Source organism: Cupriavidus numazuensis, assembly GCF_905397435.1.
Taxonomy (GTDB): Bacteria; Pseudomonadota; Gammaproteobacteria; order Burkholderiales; family Burkholderiaceae; genus Cupriavidus; species Cupriavidus numazuensis.
This window is the reverse complement of the sequence record NZ_CAJPVI010000012.1, coordinates 87,123-113,154: the sequence shown is the minus strand read 5'-3', so window position 1 is coordinate 113,154 and position 26,032 is coordinate 87,123. Positions and strand designations below refer to the sequence as shown.

The 26,032-nt window shown below is 66.1% G+C and carries 24 protein-coding genes; 13 read left to right on the top strand and 11 right to left on the bottom strand.

The window, feature by feature from the left end; all coding sequences use genetic code 11:
* Positions 1-6 precede the first annotated feature (6 nt).
* Positions 7-954 carry a glycine betaine ABC transporter substrate-binding protein gene (locus KHO41_RS11900; protein WP_211953482.1) on the bottom strand — a complete coding sequence of 316 codons (948 nt, stop codon included), beginning with the start codon at positions 952-954 and terminating at the stop codon, positions 7-9.
* Between the two features lie 23 nt (positions 955-977).
* Entirely contained in the window at positions 978-1,694 is a 717-nt protein-coding gene (locus tag KHO41_RS11895; RefSeq protein ID WP_211953481.1) for an ABC transporter permease, read from the bottom strand.
* Between the two features lie 246 nt (positions 1,695-1,940).
* Here KHO41_RS11895 and KHO41_RS11890 point away from each other — a divergent pair, with 246 nt between their 5' ends.
* The 7 genes from KHO41_RS11890 to KHO41_RS11860 all read left to right on the top strand — a co-directional run bounded on the left by KHO41_RS11890 (position 1,941) and on the right by KHO41_RS11860 (position 9,068).
* Positions 1,941-2,168: a hypothetical protein gene (locus tag KHO41_RS11890; RefSeq protein WP_211953480.1), complete on the top strand. Its 228-nt coding sequence runs from the start codon at positions 1,941-1,943 to the stop codon at positions 2,166-2,168.
* A 217-nt stretch (positions 2,169-2,385) separates the two neighbouring features.
* The gene (locus KHO41_RS11885) at positions 2,386-3,315 is read left to right on the top strand and encodes a pirin family protein (protein WP_211953542.1); all 930 of its coding nucleotides are present in this window, start codon (positions 2,386-2,388) and stop codon (positions 3,313-3,315) included.
* 450 nt (positions 3,316-3,765) lie between these two features.
* Positions 3,766-5,340, top strand: a complete 1,575-nt coding sequence (locus tag KHO41_RS11880) for an ABC transporter ATP-binding protein (RefSeq protein ID WP_211953479.1) — start codon at positions 3,766-3,768, stop codon at positions 5,338-5,340.
* Entirely contained in the window at positions 5,333-6,442 is a 1,110-nt protein-coding gene (locus KHO41_RS11875) for an ABC transporter permease (RefSeq protein ID WP_211953478.1), read from the top strand. Before KHO41_RS11880 ends, KHO41_RS11875 begins: the two co-directional genes overlap by 8 nt.
* 17 nt (positions 6,443-6,459) lie before the next feature.
* Positions 6,460-7,380, top strand: a complete 921-nt coding sequence (locus KHO41_RS11870) for an ABC transporter permease (protein ID WP_211953477.1) — start codon at positions 6,460-6,462, stop codon at positions 7,378-7,380.
* 67 nt (positions 7,381-7,447) lie between these two features.
* Positions 7,448-8,593, top strand: coding sequence for a BMP family ABC transporter substrate-binding protein (locus tag KHO41_RS11865; RefSeq protein ID WP_211953476.1), 1,146 nt, complete (start codon positions 7,448-7,450; stop codon positions 8,591-8,593).
* Between the two features lie 181 nt (positions 8,594-8,774).
* A complete protein-coding gene (locus KHO41_RS11860) occupies positions 8,775-9,068 on the top strand; it encodes a YkvA family protein (protein ID WP_211953475.1) in 294 nt (97 codons plus the stop codon).
* Positions 9,069-9,143: 75 nt separating this feature from the next.
* Here the strand turns inward: KHO41_RS11860 and KHO41_RS11855 are convergent, their stop codons facing one another.
* The 4 genes from KHO41_RS11855 to KHO41_RS11840 all read right to left on the bottom strand — a co-directional run bounded on the left by KHO41_RS11855 (position 9,144) and on the right by KHO41_RS11840 (position 12,374).
* A complete protein-coding gene (locus KHO41_RS11855; RefSeq protein ID WP_211953474.1) occupies positions 9,144-10,121 on the bottom strand; it encodes a quinone oxidoreductase family protein in 978 nt (325 codons plus the stop codon).
* 33 nt (positions 10,122-10,154) lie between these two features.
* Positions 10,155-10,547 carry a methylglyoxal synthase gene (locus tag KHO41_RS11850; protein ID WP_211953473.1) on the bottom strand — a complete coding sequence of 131 codons (393 nt, stop codon included), beginning with the start codon at positions 10,545-10,547 and terminating at the stop codon, positions 10,155-10,157.
* Between the two features lie 62 nt (positions 10,548-10,609).
* Positions 10,610-11,398 (bottom strand): SDR family oxidoreductase, encoded by a 789-nt coding sequence (locus KHO41_RS11845; RefSeq protein WP_211953472.1) that lies wholly within the window; start codon positions 11,396-11,398, stop codon positions 10,610-10,612.
* A gap of 76 nt (positions 11,399-11,474) precedes the next feature.
* Positions 11,475-12,374, bottom strand: coding sequence for a DMT family transporter (locus tag KHO41_RS11840; RefSeq protein ID WP_211953471.1), 900 nt, complete (start codon positions 12,372-12,374; stop codon positions 11,475-11,477).
* A 242-nt stretch (positions 12,375-12,616) separates the two neighbouring features.
* Between KHO41_RS11840 and KHO41_RS11835 the strand changes: the two genes are divergently transcribed.
* Both KHO41_RS11835 and KHO41_RS11830 read left to right on the top strand, forming a co-directional pair.
* Entirely contained in the window at positions 12,617-13,624 is a 1,008-nt protein-coding gene (locus tag KHO41_RS11835) for a Bug family tripartite tricarboxylate transporter substrate binding protein (protein WP_211953470.1), read from the top strand.
* 54 nt (positions 13,625-13,678) lie between these two features.
* Positions 13,679-14,158: a MarR family winged helix-turn-helix transcriptional regulator gene (locus KHO41_RS11830; RefSeq protein ID WP_211953469.1), complete on the top strand. Its 480-nt coding sequence runs from the start codon at positions 13,679-13,681 to the stop codon at positions 14,156-14,158.
* A 168-nt stretch (positions 14,159-14,326) separates the two neighbouring features.
* On the opposite strand, the gene KHO41_RS11825 is transcribed toward KHO41_RS11830, so the two are convergent.
* Positions 14,327-16,606 (bottom strand): xanthine dehydrogenase family protein molybdopterin-binding subunit, encoded by a 2,280-nt coding sequence (locus KHO41_RS11825; protein WP_211953468.1) that lies wholly within the window; start codon positions 16,604-16,606, stop codon positions 14,327-14,329.
* A 94-nt stretch (positions 16,607-16,700) separates the two neighbouring features.
* Between KHO41_RS11825 and KHO41_RS11820 the strand changes: the two genes are divergently transcribed.
* Positions 16,701-17,444 carry a TetR/AcrR family transcriptional regulator gene (locus tag KHO41_RS11820; RefSeq protein WP_211953541.1) on the top strand — a complete coding sequence of 248 codons (744 nt, stop codon included), beginning with the start codon at positions 16,701-16,703 and terminating at the stop codon, positions 17,442-17,444.
* 39 nt (positions 17,445-17,483) lie between these two features.
* Here the strand turns inward: KHO41_RS11820 and KHO41_RS11815 are convergent, their stop codons facing one another.
* Genes KHO41_RS11815 through KHO41_RS11800 form a run of 4 tightly spaced genes read right to left on the bottom strand, consistent with a single transcriptional unit; the run spans position 17,484 to position 20,822 of the window.
* Positions 17,484-18,134, bottom strand: coding sequence for an N-carbamoylsarcosine amidohydrolase (locus KHO41_RS11815; protein ID WP_211953467.1), 651 nt, complete (start codon positions 18,132-18,134; stop codon positions 17,484-17,486).
* The gene (locus KHO41_RS11810; RefSeq protein ID WP_211953466.1) at positions 18,127-19,206 is read right to left on the bottom strand and encodes a M29 family metallopeptidase; all 1,080 of its coding nucleotides are present in this window, start codon (positions 19,204-19,206) and stop codon (positions 18,127-18,129) included. Before KHO41_RS11810 ends, KHO41_RS11815 begins: the two co-directional genes overlap by 8 nt.
* A gap of 22 nt (positions 19,207-19,228) precedes the next feature.
* Positions 19,229-20,059: an alpha/beta fold hydrolase gene (locus tag KHO41_RS11805; protein ID WP_211953465.1), complete on the bottom strand. Its 831-nt coding sequence runs from the start codon at positions 20,057-20,059 to the stop codon at positions 19,229-19,231.
* Between the two features lie 10 nt (positions 20,060-20,069).
* Complete coding sequence (locus KHO41_RS11800) at positions 20,070-20,822, bottom strand: maleate cis-trans isomerase family protein (protein WP_376989597.1); 753 nt, start codon at positions 20,820-20,822, stop codon at positions 20,070-20,072.
* 367 nt (positions 20,823-21,189) lie between these two features.
* On the opposite strand from KHO41_RS11800, the gene KHO41_RS11795 reads away from it, so the two are divergent.
* From KHO41_RS11795 to KHO41_RS11785, 3 genes are all read left to right on the top strand, one after another.
* Positions 21,190-22,350: an FAD-dependent oxidoreductase gene (locus KHO41_RS11795; protein ID WP_211953464.1), complete on the top strand. Its 1,161-nt coding sequence runs from the start codon at positions 21,190-21,192 to the stop codon at positions 22,348-22,350.
* A gap of 127 nt (positions 22,351-22,477) precedes the next feature.
* On the top strand, positions 22,478-22,975 hold the full coding sequence (locus KHO41_RS11790) for a (2Fe-2S)-binding protein (protein ID WP_211953463.1): 498 nt from the start codon (positions 22,478-22,480) through the stop codon (positions 22,973-22,975).
* Between the two features lie 20 nt (positions 22,976-22,995).
* Positions 22,996-25,902, top strand: coding sequence for a c-type cytochrome (locus KHO41_RS11785; protein WP_211953539.1), 2,907 nt, complete (start codon positions 22,996-22,998; stop codon positions 25,900-25,902).
* The last annotated feature ends 130 nt before the right edge of the window (positions 25,903-26,032 follow it).

The window sequence follows — 26,032 nt, the reverse complement described above, 5'->3', positions numbered from 1 at the left end:
GCCTCCTCAGATCAGGCCATGGCTGCGCAGGAAGTCTGCGGCCACCTTGTCCACCGGCTGCTGGCCGATATCCACCTGGTAGTTCATCTCGGTCATCGAAGCGTTGTCCAGCTGCGCCGACAGCGCGTTGAGCAGCGTGGCGAGTTCAGGGTGTTTGTCCAGCGCGGCCTTGCGCACCACGGGCACCGCGCTGTAGTCCGGGAAGAAATGCAGGTCGTCTTCGAGCAGCACGAGTTCGAAGCCTTTCACGCGGCCATCGGTCGTGTACACCAGGCCCATGTCGACCTGGTTGTTCTTGAGCGCCGTATAGACCAGGCCCGGGTCGAGCTGGATCACATCGCGGCGCGTGAACGGCAGCTTGTACTGGGCCTTGAGCGGCTCCAGCCCGTCCGGCCGCGCGGCGAACTCCATGTCGACGGCAAACGGATGTTTCGCGTCCTCTCCAGCCTTGCGCATCTTCTCGGCATAGGCCGACAGCGTGGTGACGCCGCTTGCCTGCGCGCGCTCCTTCGGCATGGCCAGCGCATAGGTATTGTTGATGCGCGACGGCTCCAGCCAGACCAGGCCGCGCGCGCCGTCCAGCGCCTTCACGCGTGCGTAGCTTTCCTTCGCATCGAGCTTTTCCTCGACCTTGTTGAAGACGATCAGCGCGGTACCGGTGTAGTCCCACACCACGTCGAGCTGGCCGTTCTCCATCGCCTGGCGCATCAGCGTGCTGCCCAGGCCCGAAGTCAGCTCGGTGCCGAGGCCCTTGGCGCGCAGGTACTGCGACGTCATCGATGACAGGATCAGTTGCTCGGTGAAGTTCTTGCCGCCCACGCGCACGGGCGCGGCATCGGCCGCAGGTGCCTGAGCACGGGCTGGCGCGGAACCCAGCAGCACGGCGGCCACGATGGTTCCCACGAGCATGAAGGCCCAGAAGGCACGGCCTTCGCGGTCTCGTTTCGATTGCATTGGTTTCTCCTCTCGGCCGCCGCTCAGCGCGCCAGCCCGCGCCGACGCAGGTACAGGTTGCCGGCGCCGGCAAACAGCGCGTCCAGCGCCAGTGCCAGCAACGCGGTGGCGGCGGCGCCCAGCAGCAGCAGCGGCTGGTTGTTCAGGTAGATGCCCGGGAAGATCAGTTCGCCAAGGCTGTTGGCGCCGATCAGGAACGACAGCGGCACCGTTCCCACGTTGATCACCAGGCTGATGCGGATGCCGGCCAGCATCACCGGCAGCGCATTGGGCAGTTCCACGCGCAGCAACCGCTGGCATGGCGTCATGCCGATGCCGCGCGCGGCTTCCAGCAGCGTCGGCGAAACATTGCGCAGGCCTTCATAGGTGTTGCGCACGATCGGCAGCAGCGAAGCCAGCCACAGCGCCAGGATCGCGGGCCGCTCGCCGATGCCGAGCACCGCGAGCGCCAACGCGAGTACCGCGAGCGACGGCACCGTATTGCCGACGTTGAAGATCTGCATCAGGCGGTCGGCCCAGCGGCGCATGCACGGCCGGCTCAGCGCGATGCCGGCCGGAATGCCGGTGGCGAGCGCGAGCGCCATCGAGTACGCGACCAGTCGCATGTGGTCGGCCACGTCATAGAGCAGGCGGTCCTGATGCTGGTGGATGACATCCACGCCGATCCAGGCGACCAGTCCGCCCAATGCCAGCGCGGTCAGGCATCCCCAAGCGGCCACCCGCACGGATTGCTTTGACATATATCCCCTCGTTCCGGCCGAAAAGCGCGCAAAGCACCACTTTCCGATCACGGAAAACAAAATGGGCTAGGCGGCCGTGAAGTGGGGAGCCGCCGTCCCGGTTCAGATTGCATTGCCGCCATGACCGGCACGATTGCCGGCGGACGGGCTTTTGGACTCCCATGCCAGGGGGCCGGAAGTCCGATTGACGGGATGCCGCGGCGTTCTGTCCGCGGGCTCCCTGTAGCGGCGCACCCGGTTCGGTCTATGACCGGTAGCGAGTGGCCAGGGCGGCGCAAAAAAGTGAACAAATGGGCGCGCCGCCGAATCCATGAACCGTTGCCTGACAAGGCCTGGCGGGATCGCCCGGCGAATCAATCCACAGCAACGTATGACAAAGAGAGCGCTATTATACTCATCTTCATCGATCTTGTCATCTTCGCCTATCTTGCGGCATTTTCAGGGGCCTTTTGCCGCGATTCCGACTGTCGCTGATGGACTGCCAAACCTGGCTTGACGAGAAATCCTGATCGTTGCCATCGGCGCTTCGAATCCCAGCGGATTGCGTTGATGGATAGAACAATCTGTTGCCCACCCGCCCTCTACTCTTTCCCTACCAAACCTCTACATTGTCGGAGTAGCTGAACACGACGTGGCCCCGATGACGGCGGCAGCAATGCCGCCACCAGGCCCGCGAACCGGAGAAAGAATGATGGAAACCCGCACCCCTCTCGACACCGTCCCGGCCACCGCGCAGGAAACCGTGCAGCGTTCGCGCACGGTGGACCGCGTCGTGCGCGGCATCGCCACCTCGGATGGTGCCGGCGTCAAGCTGACGCGCGTGCTGACCCAGAACCTGCAACGCCGGCTGGACCCGTTCCTGATGCTCGATGCCTTCGGCACCGACAGCAAGGACGACTACATCGGCGGCTTCCCCGATCACCCGCACCGCGGCTTCGAGACCATCACCTACATGCTGGCCGGACGCATGCGCCACCGCGACAGCGCCGGCAACGAAGGCCTGCTGCAGAACGGCGGCGCCCAATGGATGGTGGCTGGCGCCGGCGTGGTGCACTCGGAAATGCCCGAACAGGAAGACGGCCGCATGGAAGGCTTCCAGCTGTGGCTGAACCTGCCGGCGGCCGACAAGATGACGGCGCCGTGGTACCGCGACATGCCCGCTGAGGCCATTCCGACGGTGGCGCTGGACAACGGCGGCACGGTGCGCGTGCTGGCCGGCGCCTCGCACGGCGTGGCTGGCGCGGTAACGCGCCCGGTGACGGAGCCGGTCTACCTCGACGTGCATCTGCCCGCCGGCCAGCAGTTCCGGCAGGCCTTGCCGGCCGGGCATAACGCCTTCGTCTATGTGTACCGCGGCGAGTTGTCGATCGGTGAAGGCAGCGAAAAGGCGGTGGTCGACGCGCAGCGCATGGGTGTGCTCGACAACGCGGACAAGGCTGACGGCGTCATCGTCAATGCCGAGTCCGACGTGCGCTTCCTGCTGATCGCCGGACAGCCGCTGGGCGAGCCGATCGCGCAGTACGGCCCGTTCGTGATGAACACGCAGGAGCAGATCTACCAGACGCTGGCGGATTTCCGCGATGGGCGATTTGCGACGATCGCGGCGTCCACGGGGGGCTAACGCTGATTTAAACCGCGTGTTGTCTCCCCTCTCCCATTTATGGGAGAGGGGCGGGGGAGAGGGCAGGAGTCGCCACGAAGTGGGGTGCTACGGTACTTGCCATGCGCCTGCCCTCTCCCCCAACCCCTCTCCCGCAGCGGGAGAGGGGGGCCAACAGCAGGAAATTTCTACCTCTCGGCGCCCCCAGACCGCCGTCCTCCGAAAGGAGGGCGGCGGTTTTTCTTTTCCTTCCCCGGCATGCGACTTGCAACCACCCGCCAACCGTTGCGCGGCTTGGACAAACACCGCAAACCGGCCGCCACAAAGCCACACACTTATATAATTCATAACCAATATCCGGCATCAGGAAATCATGATGAATGCTGCAATGCGTCGCGGCGATGCTGCGCCACGCACTGCCGCTGACTGCCTGCCATCCACGTTGCTGCCATAACAACCCGAGCCGCCTCAGTGACATCACAACTCCCCCCCAGGCTGGCGCTAGCCCATATCAGCAAGCGCTATCCCGGCGTCATCGCGAACGATGACATCAGCCTCAGCGTCGCCCCCGGCGAGATCCACGCCGTGCTTGGCGAGAACGGCGCCGGCAAATCCACGCTGATGAAGATCATCTTTGGCGCGGTCCGCCCGGACGCCGGCGAGATGCACTTCAATGGCGCCCCCGTCACGATCAACAGTCCGCACGACGCCCGCAACCTGGGCATTGCGATGGTGTTCCAGCATTTCTCGCTGTTCGACACCCTGACCGTGACCGAGAACATCGCGCTGGGCCTGCCCGGCGGACACCAGGGCGCGGGCAGCAGCATGAGGCAGCTGGCCGAGCGCATCCGCACGACAGCCGAGCGCTATGGCCTGCCGCTGGAGCCGAACCGTCATGTCCACACGTTGTCGGTGGGCGAGCGTCAGCGCGTGGAAATCGTGCGCGCGCTGCTGGCCAACCCGCAACTGCTGATCCTGGACGAGCCCACTTCGGTGCTGACGCCGCAGGCCGTGGAAACGCTGTTCGTCACGCTGCGCCAGCTCGCCGCCGAAGGCACCAGCATTCTCTACATCAGCCACAAGCTCGACGAGATCCGCGCGCTCTGCCATCACGCCACCGTGATGCGCATGGGCAAGGTCACCGGCGTGTGCGATCCGCGCCAGGAAAGCGCGGCCTCGCTGTCGCGCCTGATGATCGGCGGCGAGCCGCCGCGCGAAGCGCGCGTGGCCACGCAGCGCGGCGAGGTGCGCCTTGCCGTGGAATCACTGTCGCTGCCGCGCGCGCATGCGTTTGCGACCGAGCTGCAGCAGATTTCGCTCGACGTGCATGCCGGCGAGATCGTCGGCATTGCCGGTGTGTCGGGCAACGGGCAGCAGGAACTGCTGGCCGCGCTGTCCGGCGAGGACATGCGCGTGGACGGCACCGCGGTCCACATCGCGGGCAAGCCGGTCGGCCGGCTCGATGCACGCCAGCGCCGCCGTGCCGGGCTCGCCTTCGTGCCGGAAGAGCGGCTCGGGCGCGGTGCGGTGCCGGGCATGAGCCTGGCGACCAACACGCTGCTGTCGCACCAGACGCCGCCGTATGTAAGCAAGGGCATGATCTCGCCGAAGGCCGCGGCTGGCCTGGCCGCCGCGGTCATCGGCCGCTTCCGCGTCAAGGCGAGCGGACCCGAAGCGCTCGCCCGCAGCCTGTCCGGTGGCAATCTGCAGAAATTCATCGTGGGCCGCGAGATCGAAAGCAACCCGAAGGTGCTGATCGTCGCGCAACCGACCTGGGGTGTGGACGTCGGCGCCGCCGCGCAGATCCACAACGAAATCCTCGCGCTGAAGGCCACGGGCTGCGCGATCCTGGTCGTATCGGAAGAACTCGACGAGCTGTTCGCGATTTGCGACCGGCTTCACGTCATCGCCAAGGGCCACCTGTCTCCGTCGATCCCGACCGAGACGGCCACGCGTGAACAGATCGGGCTGTGGATGAGCGGCCTGTGGGAAGGCGGACCCGCGCAGGCGCGCGACGCCCACGCAGCGGAGGTGAACCATGGCTGAACTGCGCTCGCTCCTGCCCCTCTCCCCCATCACACTCGCGCCGCGCGGCCTGCCGTCGCGAACCATGGCCTATGCCTCGCCGGTGATCGCCCTTGCGCTGACGCTGCTGTTCGGCGCGCTGCTGTTCGTCGCGCTGGGCAAGGATCCGATGGCCGCGCTCAAGGTCTTCCTGGCCGATCCGCTGCGGGACAAGCGCGCCATCGGCGAAGTCCTGCTCAAGACGGTGCCGCTGGTGCTGTGCGCGCTGGGCCTGTCGGTCTGCTACCGGGCCAACGTCTGGAACATCGGCGCGGATGGACAACTGATCCTCGGCGGCATCTTCGCCGGCGCGACGGTGCTGTTCTTTGACGTGCCGGGCCAGACGCTGAACGGCACCGTCGTGCTGATGCTGGCGTCGCTCGCCGGCGTGATCGGCGGCATGTGCTGGGCCGCGATCACGGCGCTGCTCAAGGACCGCTTCAACGCGAACGAGATCCTGGTCTCGCTGATGCTCACGTATATCGCGCAGCAACTCATGCTGTGGGTGGTCAACGGGCCGTTGAAGGATCCCAACGGCATGAACTTCCCGCAGTCGAAGGTGTTCTCGTCCGAATACCTGCTGCCAAACCTGATGTCGGGTTCGCGCCTGCATGCGGGCTTTGCCGTGATGCTGGTGCTGGTCGTGGTGATGACGGTTTTCATCTTCCGCAGCTTCGCTGGCTACCGGCTGCAGGTCGGCGGCACCGCACCGGCTGCAGCACGCTATGCAGGATTCTCGTCGCGCAGCGCACTGTGGAGCGCACTGCTGATTTCGGGTGCGACTGCAGGACTCGCCGGAGCATTTGAAGTCACTGGTCCGATCGGCCAGTTGCTGCCGTCGATTTCTCCGGGCTATGGCTTTACGGCGATCATCGTCGCGTTTGTCGGACGCCTGCATCCTGTGGGCACCGTGCTCGGCGGCATCATGATGTCGCTGTTCTACATCGGCGGCGAGATGGCGCAGTCGCGCCTGGGCCTGCCGTCGGCCATTGGCTGGGTGTTCCAGGGCATGCTGCTGTTCTTCCTGCTCGCCTGCGACACCCTTATCGAAAACCGCCTGCGCTGGCGCGCCACGGCAGCCTGAGCGGAGCAACGTACAACATGGAACAACTCGCTCCTCTCATTGCCACCGCGATCAATGCCGGCACGCCGCTGCTGCTGGCCGCACTGGGCCTGCTTATCAACGAACGCGCGGGGGTGCTGAACCTTGGCGCCGAAGGCATGATGCTCGTCGCCGCCGTGGCCGGCTTCATGGTCGGCTACCAGACGCAGCAACCGTGGCTCGGCTTTATCGCCGGCGCCGTGGCCGGCATGCTGATGGCCACGCTGTTCTCGTGGCTCGCGCTCGTGCTAGCGACCAACCAGGTGGCCACGGGCCTCGCGCTGTCGATCTTCGGCACTGGCCTGTCGGCTTTCATGGGCCAGCGCTTCGTCGGCTTTGCGATGCCGGCTCAGGCCAAGTCGGTCCCATTCCTTGCCGACATTCCGTTCATCGGTCCCGCATTCTTCCAGCATCACTGGATGGTGTATTTCAGCCTGCTGCTGTGCTTCGCGATCATGTGGTTCCTGTTCCGCACGCGCGCCGGCCTCACGCTGCGCGCGATCGGCGAATCGCCGGAATCCGCGCATGCGCTGGGCTATCCGGTGCGCACCATCCGCTTTGGCGCGCTGCTGTTCGGCGGTGCATGCTGCGGCCTGGCCGGCGCGTACCTGTCGCTGGTGTACACGCCGATGTGGGTCGAAAACCTGGTCGCCGGCCGCGGCTGGATCGCGCTCGCGCTGACCACGTTTGCCACCTGGCGCCCGGGCCGCGTGCTGGTCGGCGCGTGGCTGTTCGGCGGCGTCACCATTCTGCAGTTCTACCTGCAAGGCATCGGCGTTTCCGTGCCGTCGCAGTTCCTGTCGATGCTGCCCTACGCGGCCACCATCGTCGTGCTGGCGCTGATCTCGCGCAATCCGGCCTGGATCCGGCTGAACATGCCCGCCTCGCTGGGCAAGCCGTTCCGTCCGGGCAATGCCTGATGCCGCTGCCGGAATCCCATTTCAACGAGCCATCGAACGCAGTCAATATTCATCACAAGGAGAAATCATGATCGTCACGCGCAGGAAGACCCTGGCGGCCCTGGCTGCCACCGCGTTGCTGGCCCTGGCCGGCTGCGGCAAGAAGGAAGCCGAGAAGCCGGCCGAGACGGCCGCCCCGGCCTCCGCGCCCGCCGCTGAACAGAAGGCCGAACCGCTCAAGGTCGCTTTCGTCTACATCGGCCCGGTCGGCGATGCGGGCTGGACGTACGCGCACGACGCCGGCCGCAAGGCCGTGGAAGAAAAGTTCGGCGACAAGGTCAAGACCACCTTCGTCGAAAACGTGCCCGAATCCGCCGCGGACGCCGAGCGCGTGTTCCGCGACCTGGCCAGCCAGGGCAACAAGCTGATCTTCGGCACCACCTTCGGCTACATGGAATCGATGCTGAAGGTCGCCAAGGAATTCCCGGACGTGAAGTTCGAACACGCCACCGGCTTCAAGACCGCCGACAACCTGGCCCAGTACGATGTGCGCACCTATGAAGGCGCGTACCTGGCTGGCGTCGTCGCCGGCAAGATGAGCAAGACGGGCAAGATGGGCGTGGTGGCTTCGGTACCGATTCCCGAAGTGATCCGCAACATCGACTCGTTCACGCTGGGCGCGCGCAGCGTCAACCCGAAGGCGACCGTCAAGGTGGTCTGGGTGAACAAGTGGTTCGATCCGGGCAAGGAGCGTGAAGCCGCCACCACGCTGATCGGCCAGGGCGTGGACATGCTGATGCAGAACACCGACTCCGCTGCCGTGGTGCAGACCGCGCAGGAAAAGGGCGTCTACGCGTTCGGCTGGGACAGCAACATGAGCAAGTTCGGCGAGAAGGCTCACCTTGCCGCGTCGGAGATCCAGTGGGGCGTCTACTACAACAAGGTGGTGGACGACGTGCTGAAGAACCAGTGGAAGACCAACACCACGTGGTGGGGCCTGAAGGAAGGCATGATCGACCTGAAGGACTTCAACACCGTTGTGCCTGACGACGTGAAGGCGCTGGTCGAAGAGCGCAAGAAGGGCATCGTCGATGGTTCGGCGCCGATCTGGAAGGGTCCGATCAAGGACAACACGGGCAAGGAACAGGTCGCCAAGGACCAGACGGCCGACGATAACTTCCTGCACGGCGTGAAGTTCTACGTCGAAGGCGTGGAAGGCAAGATTCCGGGCTGATTTTTCAGTCCTTTTCCGGCATGCCGTGCTGGCATGCCGGCCCGCCCCGGCGCTGCCGGGGCGCACCCCTCGTCTCTTTCCCCTCCCCTGTTTTCCTGCGGAACTTGAAGCCGATCGGATCGGCCCAAGCTATCTGTGCATGCGCCATTGGCTGGCGCCCACAATGTGAAGGAGGCCTCTCATGTGGAAGCGTTTTTCGGCCCTGTGGACGTTGGTGCGTCGGGATGGGCGGCTGTTCTGGTATGCGTTGCGGCATCCGGATGCGCCGGGATGGCTGAAGCCTGCGGCGTTCGGGTTGCTGTTCTATGCGATCTCGCCCATCGACCTGATTCCCGACTTCGTTGCCGGACTGGGCATCGTCGATGATGTCGTGTTGATCCCGCTTGCGGTCCACCTGATCCTCAAGCGCCTGCCGCCGCATATCCTCCGACAGGCCGAGGCGCGCGCGGCCGCGGCCACGGTCAGGTCGCGCTGAACCTTGCAAGCAAAAAAACCCCCGGGCGGCAGAGGCCGCCCGGGGGCTTTTTTTGCTTCGGCAACCGCTACCGCCTCAGTGGGGCAGCAGGATGGTCGATCCGGTCGTCTTGCGCGATTCAAGATCACGGTGCGCCTGCGCCACATCCGCCAACGCATACCGCTGCCGCACATCGATCTTCACCTTGCCGCTGCTGACCACGTCGAACAGATCGGCGACCATCGGCTCCAGCAATTCACGATGCACCACATAGGTCATCAGCGTAGGACGCGTGAGCCGCAGCGAGCCCTTGTTGCCAAGCACAGAGATATCGAACGGCGGCACCGGCCCTGAGGCATTGCCGAAGCTCACCATGGTGCCGCGCGGCGCGAGGCAGTCGAGCGAGCCGCGGAAAGTATCTGCACCGATGGAGTCGTACACGGCCGGCACACCCTTGCCGCCGGTGATTTCCTTCACACGATCCACGAACGATTCGCGCGTATAGACGACCGTATGCGTGCATCCGTGCGCGCGCGCCAGCTCCGCCTTCTCGTCGCTGCCAACCGTGCCGATCACTGTGACGCCAAGCGCCTTCAGCCACTGGCACGCAATCAGCCCGACGCCGCCGGCCGCGGCATGCAGCAGCACCGTGTCGCCAGCCTGCACGCGATAGCTGTCGCGGATCAGGTACTGCACGGTCAGCCCCTGCAGCATCATCGCCGCGCCCTGCTCGAACGAGATCGATTCGGGCAGGCGCACCACGATATCGGCCGGCATCACGCGCACTTGCGAATAGGCACCGTTCGGGCGGCCTGCGTAGGCCACGCGGTCGCCAACGTTCAGGTGCGTCACGCCCTCGCCCACCGCTTCGACCACACCGGCGCCTTCCATACCCAGGCCGCCAGGCAGCGGCTGCTTGTAGAGGCCGGTGCGGAAATAGACGTCGATAAAGTTCAGGCCCACCGCTTCATGGCGAACGCGAACCTCGCCCGGGCCGGGCTCGCCCACTTCTACATCGACCCACTGCATCACTTCCGGTCCGCCGGTCTGCTCGATCCGGATGGCTTTGGTCATTGGCATGTCTTTGTCACTCGATATGGGGTTCGTTCAGGACTGCGATTCCACGCGACACAGCTCGGCGATCAGCAGGTCCGCTGTGGCGACGTTGGTCGCGCACGGCACGTTGTGCACGTCGCAGGCACGCACCAGCGCATTGATATCCGGTTCGTGCGGCTGCGGCGTCATCGGGTCGCGCAGGAAGATCACGGCGCGCACGCGCCCTTCCGCGAGTTGCGCGCCGATCTGCAGGTCGCCGCCCCACGGCCCTGACAGCATCCGGGTCACATCGAGCCCGACTTCATCGATCAGCCGGCCGCCGGTGGTGCCGGTCGCAAGCAGTTCGCACTGCGAAAGGAATTCGCGGTGACGCGTGGCAAAGGCAACGATGTCGTCTTTCTTGTGGTCGTGTGCAATCAGGGCGATACGTGGGCGGGTCATCAAGAATCCTTGTTGCGGTAAGCGACTGCGGGGGGAATGCGGCCAGTACCGGGGCCGCGCCGGGTTCAGAACGTGCCGGGGTAGGCGCCGCCGTCAAGCAGGATGTTCTGCGCCGTGATGTACGCGGCCTGGCGGCTGCACAGGAACGCGCACGTCGCGCCGAACTCGGCCGGGTCGCCGAAACGGCGCGACGGGTTCAGTGCGGCACGGCGTTGCACGACTTCATCCACGGTCAGGTTCGCCTTCTGGGCGGCGCCTTCCATGGTCTTGAACAGGCGGTCGGTGTTGAACGGCCCCGGCAGCAGGTTGTTGACGGTGACGCCGTGCTGCGCCACTTCGCGCGCCAGGCCGGCGATGAAGCCGGTCAGGCCCGAGCGCGCGCCGTTGGACAGGCCCAGCACATCGATCGGCGCCTTCACCGCGCCGCTCGTGATATTGATGATGCGGCCCCACTTGCGCGCGATCATGCCGTCAACGGTGGCCTTGATCAGCTCGATCGGGGTCAGCATGTTGGCGTCGAGCGCGGCCAGCCAGGCTTCACGATCCCAGTCGCGGAAATTGCCCGGGGGCGGACCGCCGGCGTTGTTGACGAGGATATCGAGGTCGCCGAGCTTGGCCACGGCATCCAGCGCGGCCTTGCGGCCTTCCGGCTTGGTGATGTCCGTAGCCACGGCAACCACGCGGCGGCCATGTCGTGCACGCAGGCCCGCGGCTGCCTTTTCCAGCGCCTCGGCGCCGCGCGCCACGATCACGACATCGACGCCCTCGGCCGCCAGCGCGTCCGCGCAGGCGAACCCAAGGCCCTTGCTCGCGCCACACACCAGTGCATGCTTGCCACGCAGTCCCAGATCCATTTTCTCGCTCTCCTTGTTGGCTTGTTTGCTTGTATAGCTTGTCAGGTTCGCTGTCGTCGCGCGGCTTGGTGCGTTATCACGCTTTGCGTGCCGACAGCAGGTACATTCCGCCCAATACCAGCGCGCTGCCCGCGAGCTGCACGCCGCTGACCGGTTCATCGAGCAGCCAGAACGCGAGGAACAGCGTCGACACCGGACCGACCATGCCGGCCTGCGAGGCCATCGGCGCGCCGATGCGGGCCACGGCCACCATCGTCATCGACACGGGCAGCACCGTGCAGAACACCGCGTTGACGAGTGACAGCCACATCACCGGCGCCGGCTGCGCGAGTTCGGCCACGGGGCGCCCGAGCGCCAGGTACTGCAACACGCAGCACGCCGTGGACACGCACATCGCGTAGGCCACCAGCCGCAGCGAGCCGATGCGCTGCACCAGCTCGCCGCTCAGGATCAGGTAGATACCATACGTCAAGGCGCTGCCTAGCACCAGCGCGCCGCCCAGCCAGACCTGGGCGCCGCTGACATCGAGGTCATGCGCGAACACCAGCACGATGCCCGCATAGGCCAGCAGCAGCGATATCCACTGGCGCGCGGCGATCGGACGCCGGAACAGCAGCGCCGTGGCCAGCAGCACGAACGACGGCGTCAGGAACAGGATCAGCCGTTCGAGTCCCGCTGTGATGTACTGCAAGCCCAGGAAATCCATGAAGCTCGACAGGTAATAGCCGATGAAGCCGAGGAACACCACGCGCGCACGGTCGGCCCACGACAGCGCGGGCAGGCGCCGCGACTGCCACCAGCCGATTGCCATGAACAGCGGCACGGCGAACAGCATGCGCAGCGTGATCACCATGACGGCATCGACGCTGTAGCGGTACATCAGCTTGGCGACAATGGCCTTGGCGGAAAACAGCATGGCGCCAATAGCCGCGATGGCCAGGCCCGAACGCTGCGGCGACGGCAGCGCGGCGGGCATGGCAAGGGATTTCTGTGAAGCTGGCACGGGGGAAGACGAGGGACAAAGCAGCCGCCGCAGCCGTGGCCGGCCGGGTCGGCAAAGACGACCAGACGATTGTATGCGAAAAGAGGCATTGGCATCGCCCTACCGCCGGGTATGCCTCCACGTGCGCCTTTGCCTACAATGGGCGCTTCCGCGTTGGCCGCAAGCGGCCATGCGCGGGCAGAACAACACAACCCGAACGAGGAGATCCCCGCACCATGCCGCAACGCCTTGCCCTTCGCCGCCGCTCCACGCTGATCGCTCTCTCGCTCGGCGCCGTGGCAGCCGCCACGCTCGGCACCCTGCCGCTAGCCGCCAGTGCGGCCGACGCGTTCCCGTCCAAGCCGATCCGATTTGTCGTCCCCTACGCGGCCGGCGGCACGACCGACCTCGTGGCACGCACCGTCGGCCAGCGCGTCGCCGAGAAACTGGGCCAACCCGTGGTCATCGAGAACCGGCCCGGTGCCGGCGGCAACATTGGCATGGAAGCCGTGGCCAAGGCCCCGGCCGATGGCTACACCATCGGCTTCGGTGCAATCTCGACCAACGCGCTGAATCCGCATATCTACAAGCACGTGCCGTTCGACCCGCGCAAGGACTTCACGGCCATCAGCCTGCTCGGCACGTCGACGATCGTGCTCGAGGTGAGCCCGTCGCTGCCAGTGAAGACCGTGCCGGAGCTGATCGCCTATGCCAAGGCGCATCCGGGCCTCACGTACGCAACCGCCGGTACCGGCACGTCGATGCACCTGGCCGGCGCGATGTTCTCGCAGATGACGCAAACCGGTCTCACGCATGTACCGTACAAGGGCAGCAGTCCCGCCATCAACGACATGCTGGGCGGCCATATCGGCGTGATGTTCGACAACCTCCCCGCGTCGCTGCCGCATATCCAGGCGGGCAAGCTGCGCGCGCTGGCCGTCGCCGGCAAGACTCGCTCGCCGTCGCTGCCCGACGTGCCGACGCTCGCGGAAGCCGGCCTGTCCGGCTATGCCGTGGAACCGTGGTTCGGCGTCTATGGTCCGGCCAACCTGCCCGCGCCTGTGGTACAGGCGCTCAATGCCGCCTTCGTCGAAGCGCTGGGCCGGGCCGACGTGCGCGAGAAGCTCACGCAGGCCGGCTTCAACCCGAAGGGCTCGAGCGCCGCGGAACTCCAGACGCTGACGCTGCAGGAGTACGACCGCTTCGGCAAGGTGGCGAAATCCGCTGCCATCACGGTCGATTAAGCAGGTCTTCGCCGGTATACTCGGGGGCACACTTTTCATCGCACTACGATCGACGTGCCCTCCTCTTCCGACCAGCCTGCCGGCAACACCGACACCGGCTACGACTTCACCGAACAGGTGGGCCACCTGCTGCGCCGCGCGTACCAGCGCCACGTGGCCATCTTCCAGCAGACCATTCCCGATTCGCAGCTCACGGCCGCGCAGTTCGTCGTGCTGTGCGCGGTCAGGGACCGGCAGCCGTGTTCGCTGAACGAAGTGGTGCGCGCCACGGCCATCGACCAGGCGACGGTGCGCGGCATCATCGAGCGGCTGAAAGCACGCAAGCTGATCGCGGTGTCGCATGATCCGAATGACCGGCGCAAGGTGGTGGTGACGGTAACGGACGATGGTCTCGCATTGATCGACGAGACGGTGCCGTTTGCTAAGCAGATTTCGGAGCAGACGTTTGGTGGCCTGAATCCGGCGGAGCGCGTGGCGGTGACTTATCTGCTGCGCAAGATGAGTGAGATTGATGAGGGGAACGGCGGGGGCTGAGCAACCCCGCTAGTAGTGCCGCCGGTTTGCTCCCCTCTCCCGCCTGCGGGAGAGGGGCCGGGGGAGAGGGCAGGCGTTGGCAATATCGAAGACGCCTGCTTCGTTGAGACTCCCGCCCTCTCCCCAACCCTCTCCCGCAAGCGGGAGAGGGAGCAAGACAGCGGATTGCTAGGGGCGTCGGCCTTGTAACGCCGCCAACACCGTCTCCGGCACGAACGGCGGCCTTCTCAGCCGCACACCCATCGCATCAAACAGCGCATTGGCAATCGCCGGCGCCCCCGGCAACGAGGCCGATTCGCCCGCCCCCAGCGGCGGCTCTGACTGCCGCGGCATCAGCACCACCTCGATCGGTGGAATCTCCGGGAACGTCAGCAACGGGTAGCCTCCCCATTCACGGCTGGCCACACCGTCGCCGTCAAAGCGCACCTGCTCCTTGAGCACGCGGCTCAGCGTCTGCACGACGTTGCCGTGGATCTGGTGACGAACGCCGTCCGGGTTGACCATCATGCCCGTGTCCTGGCCCACGACGATCTTCCTGACGACGATCTGTCCGCTGGCGACATCGACCGATAGATCGAGAATCCACGCAGCCCACGCCGCGCCGAAGCCTGGATAACGGCTGTGGATATATCGCGCATACGCGACGCCCCGGCCGTGCAGCTTGCCGCCAGCGTCAGGCACACCGCGCGACCCGTGCGAGCCGCGTTCCCAGCCCGCCGCGTCCGCCACGGCACGCAGCAGGTCCGCCGCGCGCTCATCGGGAAGATGCCGCAAGCGGAAGTCCACCGGGTCCGTGCCCGCTTCCGCAGCGAGTTCATCGATCATGCATTCGTGCGCGAACGTGTTCGGCAGCGCCGATACGCCACGCAACCACGATGCGCGCACGATGGCCGGCGTGTCGTCGCAGCCAATGCGGCGGCCGGAGTAGGCATACGGCGGCACAGCGGTGCGATCGCCCATTTCGAGCGTGCGCGGTGCATTCGGCACCTGTCCGGTAAGCAGCAATGCCAGCGTCGGTGCATCGTTGGACGGATAGCGGCTGACGAAGTCGTAGCCAAGCAGCTCGCCGTTGCCGCCGAGCGTGGCACTGACGTCCATCAGCTGCGCCGCGCCCTTGGGCTCCCACAGGTGTTCCTGCTCGCGCGAGAGTTGCACGCGCACGGGACGGCCCACCGCGCGCGACAGCAGCACGGCATCGGCGCAAACGTCGTCGGCACAGTTGCGACCGTAGCAGCCGGCGGCTTCCATGCGGACGATCTCGATGTTGCCTTCGCCCAGTCCGGACAGGCGAGCCAGATCGATGCGCAGCACGTGTGGGTTCTGCGTGCCGGACCAGACGGTCAGGCCATCCTCGCGCCAGTCGGCCACGGCGCATGACGGGCCGATCGAGCCATGCATCTGGTAAGGCCACGTGTAATGGCGTTCCAGCGTGGTGCCAGCGCCCGGCGCGGGCATCTCGCCATCATCGAGCAATTCACGGCGCGTGGCGGGGTTGGCGCGCAGCGCGGGCTCGGGATCGTCGAGCGCAGGCAACGGGGGCACCGGCTTCCAATGCACGCGCAGGCGGCGTGCGGCCAGCACTGCGTATTCCTCCCGCTCGGCCACTACACCGATGAAATCGCCCTGCACCACGATGTCCACCAGCCCCGGTACATCGCGCACGGAATTGCGATCGACGTCGAGCAGGCTCGTGCCGACGAAATCGCCGCTGTCGCGGCCGGCGTATGGTGGCCGCACCACGCGGCCGTGCAACATGCCGGGCACGCGAACGTCATGCACGAATGTCAGCGCGCCGCGCGCCTTGTCGGGGATATCCACACGGCCAGCGCCACGGCCGACAATGCGGTAGGACTCGACAGGCTTGGTCGCCACGTCGTCGGCCAGCAGCAGTTCGACATGCTCGTCGGCCACCAGTGCTCCGTAGCCAATGCTGTCCTGCGTCCCCTTCACGCGGAACACACCGTCATCGGCTTCCAGCGCATCGGACATCACGCCGAGCTGATTCGCCGCGCGCGCCTCCAGCCAAGCACGGGCTTGAGCCGCGGCACGCCGCAGAGGAATCGCGGAAATCTGGATCGATGCGCTCGCGATAGTCGGCCCCTGGTTGGGCGTGGCGTCGGTATGGCCGAGCACCATGCGCACGCGCGCTAGCGGCACGTCCAGTTCCTCGGCGACGATCTGCGCGAGCGCGGTGCGGATGCCTGTACCAAGATCCACGTGGCCATTGAATGCCAGCACTTCGCCTGTGTTACGCACGGCCACGAAGATATCGGGCAGCGCCGGCACATAGTCCGACGCGGCGCCGGGCTGCCCCGGCGCGGGACGCGCTGCGACCTGCGGAGCCCGCGTGATCAGCAGGACGCCGCGCTCCTGCAAGAGCGCGAGGCGCTGTGCGCGCGGGGTGGAGGCCTCGGCCTCGGGTACGGTATCGAGGATGGTCGAAGTCATGGGTCGATTATTTTGCCGCTTCGCGTCGCGCGGCAGCCGCTATGCCACCGTTATACTGCCTTCCAACAGACATCATGATGCCGAGCCATCCAACATGACCATCAAGACCGCAACCACGCGCGCGGCAGTCGGAACGCGCGCCCGGCAGGCGCAGGACAGCCGCGACCGGATCCTGAAGGCGGCCATCAAGGTCTTTGCGCAGCGCGGCTACGACGGCGGACGCATCGAACGTATTTCCTCGCTCGCCAAGACCTACGACCGGATGATCTACTACTACTTCGGCAGCAAGGAAAAGCTGTTCGTCGAAGTGCTCGAGACCATCTACCTGCAGCTCAACGAAGCCGAACAGAAGCTCGAAGGCGAACTCGATGCCGCCGATCCGGTGCGCGCGCTCTCGCAGCTCATCGACTTCATCTGGCACTACTACCTCGAGCACCCGGAGTTCGTGGCGATCCTGACCAGCGAGAACATCAGCCAGGGCAAGCACGCGCGCAAATCGGTGCGGCTGCGCGAGATTTCCAGCTACGCGCTGTCCGTGCTCGACGGCATCCTGTTGCGCGGCAAGGCGGCGGGTCTGTTCCGGCCTGACGCCGGCGCGCGCGACGTCTATATGGTCATCGCCTCGCTCGGCTATTTCTACAACTCGAACCATCATACGCTCAGCGCTTTTCTGGGCGAGCCTATGATGGGCGCGCCCGCGCTCGCGCACTGGCGCGATGTGATCCAGCAGACAGTGCTGCGCGCGGTGGCAGTGCCGGGCGCCGTGCCCGATGCCCCGCCCGCGCCGACTCGCGCGAACGGCAAGCCTGCACGAACCCGGCGCGTCGCGGCGGGCTGAGCGTCGCATCAGGCGCACGGCGGCGCGTCCCAACGCGACTCAGGCCGCCGCGCGCACGCCAGCCGGCGCCGCCTGCGAGATCTGCGCGAGCGCCTCGTCGCGGGTCAGCACGGTGGCGTACTTCTGCTCCATGTCGAACAGGTTCGCCGCATGCGGACCGAGCGCGCGGTCGCCCACGCAGTCCGACACCACCAGTGGGCGGAAGCCGAGCGACATCGCATCGACCACGCTTGCGCGCACGCAACCGCTGGTCACGCAACCAGCGACCAGCAGTGTCTGCACGCCACGCTGCGTCAGCCACGCCGCCAGCGACGTGCCGAAGAACGCTGACGGTACGGTCTTGCGCACCACGTACTCGCCCGCAGCGGGTGCCAGCTCCGGCACGATGGCGCTGTTGTGGCTGTCTTCCTTCAGCGTCAGCATGCCAGGCACCTTCAGTGTGAAGATGTTTTGGTCGGCATCGTCATCGGCAAACACGATGCGGCTGTGCGCAACCGGCCAGCCCTGCTCGCGCGCTGCGCGCAGCAGCGGCTGCGTGTTGCGGATGGCCTCCGGAATATTGCCGCCGCCGAACACCGCCGGGTCGGCAAAGCCGTTCACGAAATCGATGATCAGCAGCCCGTACGGCGGCCGCAACTCCATGGCAGTGCCGAAGCCTTGCCGCTGGTAGGTCTGGACTTCGTCATGCATGGCGTGCTTCCTTGAACAGTGTGTTGACCGTGGCGTGGTGGCCGTCCGTCACCTTGCCGCGCACCACCACCGGCTCGCCGTCGAGCGTGACGGTGCAGTGGCGTACGGGGATATCGATATGGCAGGCCGTGGTACGGCTTCCACCGGCTTCGTTATTGGGTCCGAACGAGCACAGGAAGTTGCCCTCGTACGCGCGCGCATCCATGCCGATGGTGGCTTCGCGGTCGTACATGGCCAGCGCCGACCAGCTCGCGCGCGGCTGCAGGCCCCAGCCGATATGCGACATCGCATAGGCTTCCGGATCGTTGAACGACGCCATGTAGTCGGCCAGCAGTTCGGCATCGAGACCACCTTCGATGGCCTTCACGTAACCGGCCTCGAGCGTGATGCGGATCGGCTCCTGGATATACGACTTCATCGGCAGCAGGATGTCGCCGCGGTCGAGCACGATGGTGCCGTTGGTGCCGCCCTCGTTCGGCCAGGTCAGCACGAAGCCGCTCGGCCAGTGGTCCCAGCGGCCGGGCTCGTCGACAAAGCCGTATTCGCTGATCGCCGGGAATTCGCCGAGGCTGCAGCGCAGGTCCATGCCCGCGTCGGACACGATGTGCATTTCCCGCGCGCGCGACAGCCGCGCCGTGGCCGCCTTTACGCGCTTGCGGTCGGCTTCGGTCGGAACCAGGCGAGCCAGCACCTCGGGTGGCTCCACGGCGAGCAGGATCTTTGTGCCACCGCTGAGGATGTCATGCTGCTCGGGCGAGAACAGCAGCGTCATCAGATCGAGCACAAGATCGCTCGCCTTGAGCGCGGCAATCGCGGCCGGGTTGCCGGTCAGCGGCGTGGTGCCGAGATAGGCCAGCGCATCGCGGCTCAGCGCCTTCTCGCCATTGACCGGCGGCAGGTCGAGCCGGTTGACGATGGCGCCCATCGACGCGGCTGCCACCATAGCGGTGCGCAAGGTCTGCGGATGCGTCGCTGCACCGGTCAGCACCGTGACGGTCTGGCCGGCTTCGAGCTTCGACAGCGTGAGCACCTGCTTCCACGCCTGGGTCAGGTCGTAATCGCTTACGGGCATGTTCGCTCCTCCGATCGCGGATTCAGGCCGCGGGCAGTGCGGCACCGAGGAAATCGCCAAAGGCACGGTAGAAACCAGCCTCGTCGTCCCACGGGATCATGTGGCCTGCATCGGCCACGTGGCTGACCAGCACGCCGGGCACGAGCTTGCGGATTTCTTCGACGTCTTCGGCACGGATCACATCGCCACGTCCGGCCGTCATCAGCAGCGTGGGTATCTTCACGTGCGGCAGGTCCGCGTGGATATCGTCTTCGTGGAAGCCATTGAAGCTGGCGAGGATGGCGCGCTCATCGCACGTGTGCAGCCATTCGGCGCGCAGACGCAACTGGTCTTCGGTCCACGTCGGGCAGAAGCGGCGCATGCCTTCGGCGTCGATGCCTGCGCGTGCGAGGCGGATCGAATCGATGTACCACGGCAGTTGCGCGGGATAGGCGCGGCGGCCCGGGCCGGATACGGGCGGATCGACCATCACCAGACGCGTGAGTCCCGCTGGATGCTGGCGCGCGGCGCGCACGCCAATGCGACCGCCCATCGAATGGCCGACGATGGCATAGCGCTGCAGGCCTAGCGCCTGTGCGAATGCGATCACGTCAGCGGCTTGTGCATCGAGGCTGTAGTCGAGCGTGTCGCTCGCTTCAGAGAGGCCACGGCCGCGTACGTCGAGCACATAGGTATCGAAGCGCTGGCCGAACTGCTCGCCGACGAAGCCCCATGTGATGGCCGGGCTTGTGATGCCCGGCACGATGATCACGGCATCGCGCGAGGCGCGTTCGCCATCGCTGCCGCCATAGCGCAGGTAGTGCTGGCGGATGCCGTTGGCGTTGACGTTGCCGCCGTAGAGGAAGGTGCTCATCGCGCGGCCCTCAGTAGGCGCCCGACAGCAGCGCACCGGCGCCCGGCACGACTGGCTCAAGATCCAGTGCGCGCAGCATGGCGTAGGTCGTGGCAATCGCGGCGGTGATCACCGGCTTGCCGGTCATCGCTTCCACCTTCGCCACAGCAGGCAATGACGGCATCTGCACGCAGGCCGACAGCACGATGGCGTCAACATCGGCAATGTTCATTTGCGCGACGATGCCAGGCAGCTTCGCCGGATCGTGGCGACCGACTTCGAGGTTGTCCGGAATTTCGAGCGCGCGGTAGTCGACGACTTCGTAGCCTTCATTGCGGATGTAGTCGACCACCAGCTCGGTCAGCGGCTTCATGTACGGGGCAACCACAGCGATGCGCTTCGCGCCGATCACCTTGAGTGCATCAACCAACGCGCCAGCACTGGTAATCACCGGTGCATCACCGCCGTTCTCAGTGGTGTGCGCCTTCAGGCGCTGCTCGGACTTGCGGTGATAGCCATGCCCCATCGCCATGATCGCAACCAGGCACGCATAGCCGAGCACATCGACACGTGCGTCGGAAAGCTCGACGGCGCAGCGGTCGGACTCGGCATCCATGGCTGCCAGTTCTTCCTTGACCACCTTCTTCATGCGCATGCGGCTCGAATGGAAGGTGAACCGTTCGGGGCGGATCTGCTGCCGTGCGGTCAGCATGGCCGGGATCTCGGTTTCCATCGTGGTGTTGGAGCTCGGCACGATCTGGCCGATTCGGAAAACTTTCTGCACTGTCGACTCCGTCATCTGAGTGTCTGGGGAATGCCTGTCTACCCGCCCGCCCCCGGCATCGAGTGCACCGGACGTCCGCGGTTGCGATTGATTGTAGTGTACACACTCTATATGCGCAAACAGATTCTGCGCCTGACCGACAGCACTCATTCAGTGCATACTAAACAAGATAATCCCTATATTTGCGCATAATTTCGCCGTTGCAGAGCAGCATGAAAAGCGCATCACATCAGTATCAGGGTTTTCCATAGGTTCCGCATAATCTTCCTTTACCTTGCATTTTTGAGTGTGTACACTCGTTTTCAACAACTGGCCGAGAACGGCCCCCACACTCATCGACCCATGTGTCATTGCCAGGAGAAAGAACGTGCAAGGCAAAACGCGAATCGCAATCATCGGCGCCGGACTCGGAGGGACGGCCGCTGCCGCCCTGATGCAGCGGGCAGGCTTCCAGGTCAGGCTCTATGAACAGGCGCCGGCGTTTTCGCGTCTGGGTGCGGGCATCCACGTGGGGCCGAACGTCATGAAGATCATGCGGCGCATCGGCATCGAGGACGCGCTCAATGACATGGGCTGCCACCCGGACTTCTGGTACAGCCGCGACTGGGAAAACGGTGAGGTGATCGCGCAGATCCCGCTGGGGGACTACGCACTGAAGCACTACGGTGCCAGCTACCTGACCGTGCACCGCGGCGACTTCCATAAGCTGCTCACCGATGCCGTGGCACCGGGCACGCTGTTCTTCAACAAGAAGCTCGAAAGCGTGACCGACCAGGGTGATGTAGTGCAGCTGCGTTTCACCGACGGCACGGTCGATGAGGCCGATATCGTGATCGGCGCAGACGGCGTGAACTCGCGCATCCGTGAAACGCTGCTCGGCGCGGAGCCGCCCAAGTACACGGGCTACGTGGCGCACCGCGCGGTGTTCCCGATCTCGCGCGTCAAGGGCTTTACGCATGACCGCTGCACCAAGTGGTGGTCGGACGACCGCCACATGATGGTGTACTTCGACACCAGCAAGCTCGACGAGATCTACTACGTGACCGGCGTGCCCGAGCCCGAGTGGGACATGAGCAAGAGCTGGGTGCCCAGCAGCATCGAGGAAATGCGCGCCGCGTTCGACGGCTGGCACACTGGTGTGCAGTCGCTGATCGAAGGCACGGTCGAAGTGACCAAGTGGCCGCTGCTGGAGCGCGACCCGCTGCCGCTGTGGAGCCGCGGCCGCCTGGTGCTGCTCGGCGATGCCTGCCACCCGATGAAGCCGCACATGGCGCAAGGCGCCGCGATGGCGATCGAGGACGCGGCCATGCTTACGCGTTGCTTCACCGAGGCCGGCACGGAGGACTTCGCCGCCGCGTTCGCGCTGTACGAAGCGAACCGCTCGGAACGCGCCAGCAAGGTCCAACTGGTCTCGCACAACAACACGTGGCTGCGCACCAACGAGAACCCCGACTGGTGTTTCGGCTACGATGTGTACAACGTGCCGCTGGTCTCGGCCGGACGCACGCCGCTGTCGGCAGCGGCATGATGTCCGCCTGAAGCCGAACTGCCTGCATGGCGGCCTTGCCGCCGTGCGGGTCCGAAGCGCCGCAGCCCCTCGCCATGAAGGGGCGCGACGCCGCGATGCGTGAGGTTCAAACTGCCCCCTGCCCCCGATGAACGCGCCCCGCCCCCTGACGCTCCATGTCAACCACGCCGAGCACACGCTGTGCGTGGCGCCTGACACGCCGCTGCTCTATATCCTGCGCAACGACCTGGCCTGCAATGGCCCGAAGTACGGCTGCGGCCTGGGGCAATGCGGCGCGTGCACGGTACTGGTGGATGGCACGGCCGCGCGCTCTTGCGTGTTGCCAGTGAAGGCGGTGGTGGGCCATGCCGTGACCACGCTGGAGGGGCTTGGCACTGCCGCGCAGTCCGACCCCGTGCAGCAGGCATTCATCGACGAGCAGGCCGCGCAGTGCGGCTATTGCCTCAACGGCATGATCATGACCGCGAAAGCGCTGCTCGCGGATAACCCGGACCCGAGCGAGGCCGAGATCCGCGAAGCGCTGCGCTTCAACCTGTGCCGCTGCGGCACGCATGTCGAGATCGTGCGTGCGGTGCAGCGCGCCGCCGTGTTGCAGCGCGAGCATGCGCAAGGAGCACAGCCGTGACCGACACGCTGGCGCCCCGCATGACTGCCCTGACTCCTGCGGCAGTGGATAGTCCACCGCCGTTTCCACAGTGCCTGGCCGCGCAAGTGCTGCGGCCGCCCAGCCTGCGCTGGGTCGGCGGCCAACCGCTCGTAGCACGACTGCTCGATGCGAACCGCGATGCTGCCGCCGGCATGCCGGGCGTGCGCGCCGTGGTCGTACGCAACAACTTCGCCGCCGTGGTGGCGGATTCGGAAGAACAGGCTGTCCGGGCGACCGCTGCACTGCAGGCACGCTGGGCCACACCGCCCTCGCCGGAGGCATCACCCGTTCGCCGACAGACGCTGGCGCAGCGGGGCAATGCATCCACCGCGCTCGAACAATCGCGCGCCCGGCAAGCACAGCATTACCAGTGGCCGCTCGCCGGCATGCAGGCGGCCACTGCAACCTGCACCGTCATCGCCGACTGGCGAGGCGGCACGCTGCGCGTCTGGCTGCCCAGTGCTCGCCCGGGCGCGTTGCGTGCCGAACTGGCCGCGCTGCTCGGCATCACTGAACAACAGATCACGCTGGTGTGCTGGCAAGATGCGGACGACACCGCCGATCCCGGCTTGCTTGCGCATCACGCTGCCGCCGACGCCGCGCTGCTCGCGCATGCCACAGGCGGTTGCGTTCGGCGGACCATTACCGCTGACGGCGTTGGCCTGGCCGACGCCATGCTTCACTGGCAGATCGACAGTGCGCGCGGCGGTGCCGACATCGACGCCTACGCCGCAACGCTGGGCGGCACCTTTGCCCCGTCCGTGCCGCTCGCGCTGTGGTTGACCCACACCGCCGCGCCGGTGGCCGATGTAGCCGCCGACACGGAAGCCGCCGATAACGTGCTTCCGCCCTATCGCATTCCCAATATCGACATCGGCGCTGCCGGAGCCAATGCAGCCGGCGCGTCGCTCGCGGACGCCCGCGCGCAAGTGTTCGCCCAGGAATCGCACCTCGACGAGATTGCCGCCAGCGCCAGCACCGATCCGGTAGCGCTGCGGCTCGGACATCTTGAGGATGCGCGCGGCGCGACACTCGTCCGTGAAGTGGCCGAACGCGCGGGATGGATGCCGTCGGCGCCGGGAACCGGCGCAGCGCGCGGTGGCAATGTGCGCCGCGGGCGCGGCTTCGCCTATGCGCATACGGTCGAAAACGATACTGCGCAAAGCTGGTCCGCATGGGTTGCGGAAGTGGAGGTCGACGGCACCACCGGCGAACTTGCCGTGACGCGCGTGACCGTGGGACATGACAGTGAAGCAGCCGTGCCCGCACGCTCGACCCCGGCATCGCCGGCACTCGAAGACATGGTCGCGCAGACCGCGCGGCAACTGACAGCGCAATCGCCGGGCTTCGACGCATGGCCCGCGGAGTTGCCCGAGGCATCGGACATCACCCTGCCCGCGGTAACCGGCGTCAACGTGCCCGAGATTCGCGTGGCCGGAACACTCGCTGCGCGCGGTACGCTGGCCGCCGGTCCCGCCGCCACGCTACCCGCCGCAGCGGCCGTCGCCAACGCCATCTATGACGCCACTGGCGTGCGCCTGCGCGAACCGCCTTTCAGCGCAGACCGGATCCGGCTGGCGCTGGACGCGCAACAACCGGAGAAGCGCCGCAGCAAGCGCGGCTGGTTCGCCGCCGCCGCTGCGGCTGCAGCGGGCCTGTGCGCCACGGTGCTGCCATGGCGCGCGCCCGTCGCACCCGTGGCGCCAACGGAACCGGGCTTCTATTCCGCCGCCACGCTGGAGCGCGGCCGGCTGGTGGCAGCAGCCGGCGATTGCGCTGTCTGCCATACGGCTCCGGGCGGTGTGAAGAATGCGGGTGGCCTGGCATTGGAAACACCGTTCGGCACGGTCTACAGCACCAACATCACGCCCGATGTCGAAACCGGCATCGGCAACTGGTCGTTCGCGGCCTTCGAGCGTGCCATGCGCGAAGGCATACACCGCGATGGCCGCCGCCTGTATCCCGCGTTCCCGTACACCGCGTTCGCGAAGATCAGCGATGCCGACATGCAGTCGCTGTATGCCTACCTGATGTCGGCCGAGCCGGTGAAGGCGGACGTGCCGCGCACCGAACTGGCTTTCCCGTTCAATATGCGTCCGCTGTTGGCGGGCTGGAACCTGCTGTTCCATCGCAACGAGCAGTTCCAGCCCGATGCCACGCGCTCGGCGCAATGGAACCGCGGCGCCTACCTGGCCGAAGGCCTCGGCCATTGCAGCGCGTGCCATTCGCCGCGCAATGCACTCGGCGGTGAAAAGGGTGGCCGCCACTACCTGACGGGCGGCACCGCCGAAGGCTGGGATGCGCCCGCGCTGACCGCGCTGTCGCGCGCGCCGGTACCGTGGACCGAGGACGCCCTGTTCACGTATCTGCGCGGCGGCTACGCCGTGCATCACGGCGCCGCAGCCGGGCCGATGGCGCCAGTGGTTGAAGAGCTTGCGCTGCTGCCCGAATCCGATGTGCGCGCCATCGCGCACTACGTCGCGTCGTTCAACGCGCCGCCGCCCGCGCCTGCGCAGATCACCGCACAGGCCGCGCAATACGAACGCCGCAGTGCGGAGGCGGCCACTACGCTTGGTGGTCCTGCCGCACGTCTGTATCAGAGCGCCTGCGCGGTGTGCCACCAGTCCGACCAGGGCATGCGGCAGTTTGGCGTGAAGCCTTCGCTGGCACTCAACACGAACCTGCACAGCGACCGGCCCGACAACGTGATCCAGGTGCTGCTGCAAGGCATGCCGGCACCGCCGAACAGCACGCTCGGTGCCATGCCGTCCTACGCGGACAGCCTGGACGACCAGCAGATCGTGGCGCTTACGCAATATCTGCGCGCGCGCTTTGCCCCCGACAAACCCGCGTGGCAGGACGTGGAAGCCACCGTCGCGCGCCTGCGCACGGCGCCTGCTCACTGAGTTAGCCGAGACCTTCCTGCGCACGTTACGTCGCGCGGGAAAACCCCAAGGAGAAAACCGCAGATCGGCCTTGCCGGCCCTTTTCATGTAGCTTACGCTGAACGATCATGTAGTGCACACTACATGAGTG

Excerpts from the sequence above, each read along its gene's own strand:
- KHO41_RS11870 (WP_211953477.1), top strand. The coding sequence starts at position 6,460 with ATGGAACAACTCGCTCCTCTCATTGCCACCGCGATCAATGCCGGCACG.
- KHO41_RS11845 (WP_211953472.1), bottom strand. The coding sequence starts at position 11,398 with ATGGATCTGGGACTGCGTGGCAAGCATGCACTGGTGTGTGGCGCGAGC.
- KHO41_RS11835 (WP_211953470.1), top strand. The coding sequence starts at position 12,617 with ATGCCGCAACGCCTTGCCCTTCGCCGCCGCTCCACGCTGATCGCTCTC.
- KHO41_RS11860 (WP_211953475.1), top strand. The coding sequence starts at position 8,775 with ATGTGGAAGCGTTTTTCGGCCCTGTGGACGTTGGTGCGTCGGGATGGG.
- KHO41_RS11855 (WP_211953474.1), bottom strand. The coding sequence starts at position 10,121 with ATGACCAAAGCCATCCGGATCGAGCAGACCGGCGGACCGGAAGTGATG.
- KHO41_RS11815 (WP_211953467.1), bottom strand. The coding sequence starts at position 18,134 with ATGCATGACGAAGTCCAGACCTACCAGCGGCAAGGCTTCGGCACTGCC.
- KHO41_RS11890 (WP_211953480.1), top strand. The coding sequence starts at position 1,941 with ATGACCGGTAGCGAGTGGCCAGGGCGGCGCAAAAAAGTGAACAAATGG.
- KHO41_RS11885 (WP_211953542.1), top strand. The coding sequence starts at position 2,386 with ATGGAAACCCGCACCCCTCTCGACACCGTCCCGGCCACCGCGCAGGAA.
- KHO41_RS11840 (WP_211953471.1), bottom strand. The coding sequence starts at position 12,374 with ATGCCCGCCGCGCTGCCGTCGCCGCAGCGTTCGGGCCTGGCCATCGCG.
- KHO41_RS11810 (WP_211953466.1), bottom strand. The coding sequence starts at position 19,206 with ATGCCCGTAAGCGATTACGACCTGACCCAGGCGTGGAAGCAGGTGCTC.
- KHO41_RS11825 (WP_211953468.1), bottom strand. The coding sequence starts at position 16,606 with ATGACTTCGACCATCCTCGATACCGTACCCGAGGCCGAGGCCTCCACC.
- KHO41_RS11805 (WP_211953465.1), bottom strand. The coding sequence starts at position 20,059 with ATGAGCACCTTCCTCTACGGCGGCAACGTCAACGCCAACGGCATCCGC.
- KHO41_RS11875 (WP_211953478.1), top strand. The coding sequence starts at position 5,333 with ATGGCTGAACTGCGCTCGCTCCTGCCCCTCTCCCCCATCACACTCGCG.
- KHO41_RS11790 (WP_211953463.1), top strand. The coding sequence starts at position 22,478 with ATGAACGCGCCCCGCCCCCTGACGCTCCATGTCAACCACGCCGAGCAC.
- KHO41_RS11900 (WP_211953482.1), bottom strand. The coding sequence starts at position 954 with ATGCAATCGAAACGAGACCGCGAAGGCCGTGCCTTCTGGGCCTTCATG.
- KHO41_RS11865 (WP_211953476.1), top strand. The coding sequence starts at position 7,448 with ATGATCGTCACGCGCAGGAAGACCCTGGCGGCCCTGGCTGCCACCGCG.
- KHO41_RS11785 (WP_211953539.1), top strand. The coding sequence starts at position 22,996 with ATGACTGCCCTGACTCCTGCGGCAGTGGATAGTCCACCGCCGTTTCCA.
- KHO41_RS11820 (WP_211953541.1), top strand. The coding sequence starts at position 16,701 with ATGACCATCAAGACCGCAACCACGCGCGCGGCAGTCGGAACGCGCGCC.
- KHO41_RS11895 (WP_211953481.1), bottom strand. The coding sequence starts at position 1,694 with ATGTCAAAGCAATCCGTGCGGGTGGCCGCTTGGGGATGCCTGACCGCG.